This is a genomic window from Mesorhizobium sp. M7A.F.Ca.AU.001.01.1.1 (genome assembly GCF_004022735.1).
GTDB lineage: Bacteria > Pseudomonadota > Alphaproteobacteria > Rhizobiales > Rhizobiaceae > Mesorhizobium > Mesorhizobium ciceri.
In genome coordinates this window covers 1-4,232 of record NZ_RZPF01000589.1, presented here as the reverse complement: position 1 = coordinate 4,232, position 4,232 = coordinate 1, and the positions used below count along the sequence as shown (strand labels likewise).

Annotated in this window: 5 protein-coding genes; 1 reads left to right on the top strand and 4 read right to left on the bottom strand. The window is 62.2% G+C overall.

Annotation, left to right across the window (positions count from 1 at the left end; all coding sequences use genetic code 11):
- The coding region (locus tag EN884_RS27760) for a DNA polymerase (protein WP_245491998.1) at positions 1-777 on the top strand (777 nt) is incomplete at its 5' end.
- Between the two features lie 152 nt (positions 778-929).
- Here EN884_RS27760 and EN884_RS27750 read toward each other — a convergent pair.
- From EN884_RS27750 to EN884_RS27735, 4 genes are all read right to left on the bottom strand, one after another.
- A complete protein-coding gene (locus EN884_RS27750) occupies positions 930-1,334 on the bottom strand; it encodes a Fur family transcriptional regulator (protein WP_013529546.1) in 405 nt (134 codons plus the stop codon).
- Between the two features lie 194 nt (positions 1,335-1,528).
- On the bottom strand, positions 1,529-2,575 hold the full coding sequence (mgrA, locus tag EN884_RS27745; RefSeq protein WP_013529545.1) for an L-glyceraldehyde 3-phosphate reductase: 1,047 nt from the start codon (positions 2,573-2,575) through the stop codon (positions 1,529-1,531).
- A 122-nt stretch (positions 2,576-2,697) separates the two neighbouring features.
- Positions 2,698-3,840, bottom strand: a complete 1,143-nt coding sequence (locus EN884_RS27740) for a Gfo/Idh/MocA family oxidoreductase (RefSeq protein WP_063169021.1) — start codon at positions 3,838-3,840, stop codon at positions 2,698-2,700.
- Between the two features lie 11 nt (positions 3,841-3,851).
- The coding region (locus EN884_RS27735) for a sugar phosphate isomerase/epimerase (protein ID WP_164895182.1) at positions 3,852-4,232 on the bottom strand (381 nt) is incomplete at its 5' end.

Genomic DNA, 4,232 nt, shown 5'->3' with positions numbered 1-4,232 from the left:
AACCTGCAGAACATCCCGGTGCGCACCGCCGAGGGCCGCAAGATCAGGACCGCCTTCATCACCGACAAGAGCCATCGGCTGGTCTCGGCCGACTACAGCCAGATCGAATTGCGGGTGCTCGCCCATGTCGCCGAGATCCCGCAACTGCGGCAGGCTTTCGCCGACGGCGCCGACATCCACGCCATCACCGCGTCGGAGATGTTCAACGTGCCGGTCGAAGGCATGCCCTCGGAGGTTCGCCGCCGCGCCAAGGCGATCAATTTCGGCATCATCTACGGCATTTCGGCCTTCGGTCTCGCCAACCAGCTGTCGATCCCGCGCGAGGAAGCCGGCAACTACATCAAGAAATATTTCGAGCGCTTCCCCGGCATCCGCGATTACATCGAGGAGACCAAGGCCTATGCCCGCGAGCACGGCTTTGTCGAAACGATCTTCGGCCGCCGCATCCATTACCCCGACATAAGATCGTCCAACCCCTCGCTCCGCGCCTTCAACGAACGCGCCTCGATCAATGCCCGCCTGCAAGGCACCGCCGCCGACATCATCCGCCGTGCCATGATCCGCATGGAGGAGGCGCTGGAAAAAGCAGGCCTTTCGGCACGCATGCTGCTGCAGGTGCATGACGAACTGATCTTCGAGACCGTCGAGGCGGAAGTCGAGGCGACGATCCCGGTCGTGCGTCATGTCATGGAAAACGCGGCGATGCCGGCGGTCTCAATGTCGGTGCCGCTGCATGTCGACGCGCGAGCCGCCAACAACTGGGACGAGGCGCATTAGCACCAACGCAAGTTGTGTTGAGATTCAGATCAGGCCGAGCCGAAAATGGTGGATTCCGAGAACCGGAGCGGAGCGTACTTTTCGTACGTGAGCACCGGAAGCGGCAGGAAGCCGCCATTTGCAGGCCGGCATCATCTGAATCTCAACTCACCTCAAGCCGCCTCAGCCAAACACTTGGCACATGTCCCGCGAAACTCGATCACCGCCTTCTTGGCGGCGAAGCCGGTGGAGCGCACCCATTCGTCCAAGCTGTGGCCGACATCGTGGTCTGACATTTCGGTGACCTGCCCGCATGTGTCGCAAATGGCGAAGGCAGTCATCGAATGGCTGTGGTCATGCGGCTCGGCGCAGGCGACGAAGGAATTGATGCTTTCAAGCCGATGCACGAAACCTGACTTCACCAGCGTGTCGAGCGCGCGATAGACCTGGAGCGGTGCGCGAAAACCGCGCTCGCGCAATTGGTCGAGCAAGGTGTAGGCACTGAGCGGTCCGCTGGCGGTCTCGAGTTTCTCGAGCACGCACAGCTGGTTTTTCGTCAGCACATCCCTTGCCGCCATGATCCTGTTTCCAACTCGCCTTGCGTCGCTTGCGCCGCGCACAAACGATCCATGTCCCATCCAGATAGCGACGAACAGGCATTTTTGCTACTGTTTCCAGCATTCTGCCCGCAAGGCCGCCGAGAACATCGATCGGAGCGGGGCAACAGGCAGGTTGCCCGCCGTTTTTCGCTTTGCCGGCTTATCGAGCGGACCTATTTCCTCGGCGGGCCTTTGCGCTCGGCAGAAGCCGCCCACAGATTGATGTCGGATTCGCGCGCGTATGTGTCGATCTCGGCGAGTTCGGCATCGCTGAAGTCGAGCGCCTTGAGCGCGCCGACGCAGTCCTCGACCTGCTCCGGCCGGCTGGCGCCGATCAGTGCCGAGGTCACCCTCCCCTTGCGCAGCACCCAGGCCAGCGCCATCTGCGCCAGCGTCTGTCCGCGCCTGCCGGCGATGGCGTCGAGCGCCTTGATGTTGGCGATGGTCTTGTCGTTGATGAAGGCTGTCTTCAGCGACTTGCCCTGCGACGCACGGCTGCCGTCCGGAATGCCGCCGAGATACTTGTCCGTCAGCATGCCTTGCGCCAGCGGCGAGAACACGATGGAGCCGACGCCGAGCCCTTCGAGCGTGTCGAGCAAGCCGTCTTCCTCCACCCAGCGGTTCAGCATCGAATAGCTCGGCTGGTGGATGACGCAAGGCGTGCCAAGCTGCTTCAAGATATCGGCCGCCTCGCGCGTGCGCTGCGAATTGTAGGACGAGATGCCGGCATAGAGCGCCTTGCCCGAGCGCACGGCATGGTCGAGCGCACCCATCGTTTCTTCCAGCGGCGTGTCGGGATCGAAACGGTGCGAATAGAAGATATCGACATAGTCGAGCCCCATCCGCTTGAGGCTCTGGTCGAGGCTGGCCAGAATGTATTTGCGCCCACCCCATTCGCCGTAGGGCCCGGCCCACATCTGGTAACCGGCCTTGGTCGAGATGATCAGTTCGTCGCGGTAGGCAGCGAAGTCGGTGCGCAGGATCTCACCGAAGGCGGTTTCGGCAGAACCGGGCGGCGGACCGTAATTGTTGGCGAGGTCGAAATGCGTGATGCCGAGGTCGAAGGCCTTGCGCGCGATCGCCTGCTTGGTCTTGTGCGGCGTGTCGTTGCCGAAATTGTGCCACAGGCCCAGCGAGATCGCCGGCAGCTTCAGGCCGGAGCGGCCACAGCGGTTGTAGACCATTTTCTCGTAACGATTTTCGGCGGGCGTGTAGGGCATCGGAAAATCCTCGAATGGAAACGAGCCGGTCGGCTGCATTCGTCACAACGCGGCGAGTTGGCTCTGCCCCCCACCCTTACCCTCTCTCCGTCGAAACGGGGAGAGGGTTGAGGTGTGCTGCCCTATTTCTTCTTCGCCAAAAGCGCCTTGGCTTCCTTGACGCCAAGTGCGGCCGGCCGTTCGCAGGTGGTCTGCATGGCGACGAACTTGCCGGTTTCGCCGGAACGCAGCAGGCTGGTCATCACGTCGACGGCGTGCAGCGCCAGCTCCATCGAACAGCGGTGCGGCCGACCTTCCGCGATCGCCACCGCCATATCGGCAAGGCCTGACGTGCGGTAGTTGGCCATCATGCCTTGCGAATGCATCTCGTTGGGCACGCCGAACGGATGCGGCCAGTTCGGCAGCTTCTTGACCGGCTTGGCCGCGACGGTGAAGCGAACGTCACCACCGAAGAAGTTCGGGTCCGGCACAAACACCGTACCCGCCTCGCCATAAAGCTCCATCGGCGCGTGGCCGTGGGCCCAGACGTCCCAGCTGGTGTTGAGCGTGATAACGGCGCCGTTCTCGAACTCCAGCAGCCCGTGGATGGTTGTCGGCGTGTTGACCGGTATCTTTTCACCCGCGCGCGGCTTTGAACTGATCGTGCGCTCCTTGGCCGGCGTCGTCGCGAAGGCCGCGACCTGCTTCACCGGCCCGATCAGCTGGATCAGATTGGTGATGTAATATGGTCCGATGTCGAGCACCGGCCCCGCGCCTGGCTGGAAGAAGAAATCCGGATTGGGGTGCCAGTGCTCCATGCCGTGGCCCATGACATGGCACGTGCCACTCGTGACCTTGCCAAGCTTGCCGGTGTCGATCAGGTTGCGTACCAGCTGGTGCGCGCCGCCGAGGAAAGTGTCTGGCGCCGAGCCGATGCGCAGACCCTTTTTCTCCGCCCGCTTCTTAAGGTCGAGCCCTTCCTTGACCGACAGCACGAACGGCTTTTCCGAATAGACGTGCTTGCCGGCGTCGAGGATCTGCTTTGACACCTCATAGTGCACCGCCGGGATGGTCAGGTTGACGATGATGTCGATGTCGTCGGCCTTGAGCAGGTCTTCGACGGTGTCGGCGCGCAGCTTGAACTCCTTCGCCCGAGCCTTGGCCGCCTCCATGTTGATGTCGGCGCAGGCACGCATTTCAATGCCGCGGAACAGCGGCGCCAGCGAAAAATACGCCTTCGAGATGTTGCCGCAGCCGATCACGCCGATGCCAAGTTTCTTTGCCATGCTGGTTGCTCCTAATAGGTTTTGGCGGCTGCGATGGAGCGGCGGGCGAAACGCTCGATGTCGTTGGGGTTGTCCTGTTCCATGACGTAGTATTGGGCAGCACTCCTGGCACGCAACACCTTGATCAGGGCGGCCCAGTCGATGGTGCCATGGCCGACATCCGACCAGCCATCCTCATCCAGCCCCTCGCCGGGCTTGGCCATGTCCTTGACGTGGACGGCGCTGATGCGCTTGCCGTGTTTCTCGATCCACGGCAGCGGATCATCGCCGCCGCGCACCACCCAGGCAACGTCCATCTCCCAGCTGACATCGGGCGCGGATGACAGGATGTGGTCCTGCGGCACCGATCCGTCGGCAAGTTTCTTGAACTCGAAATCATGATTGTGCCAGGC

What these genes read in the sequence shown, in the direction of transcription:
- EN884_RS27740 (WP_063169021.1), bottom strand. Translation starts at nt 3,840, where the DNA reads ATGGCAAAGAAACTTGGCATCGGCGTGATCGGCTGCGGCAACATCTCG.
- mgrA (WP_013529545.1), bottom strand. Translation starts at nt 2,575, where the DNA reads ATGCCCTACACGCCCGCCGAAAATCGTTACGAGAAAATGGTCTACAAC.
- EN884_RS27750 (WP_013529546.1), bottom strand. Translation starts at nt 1,334, where the DNA reads ATGGCGGCAAGGGATGTGCTGACGAAAAACCAGCTGTGCGTGCTCGAG.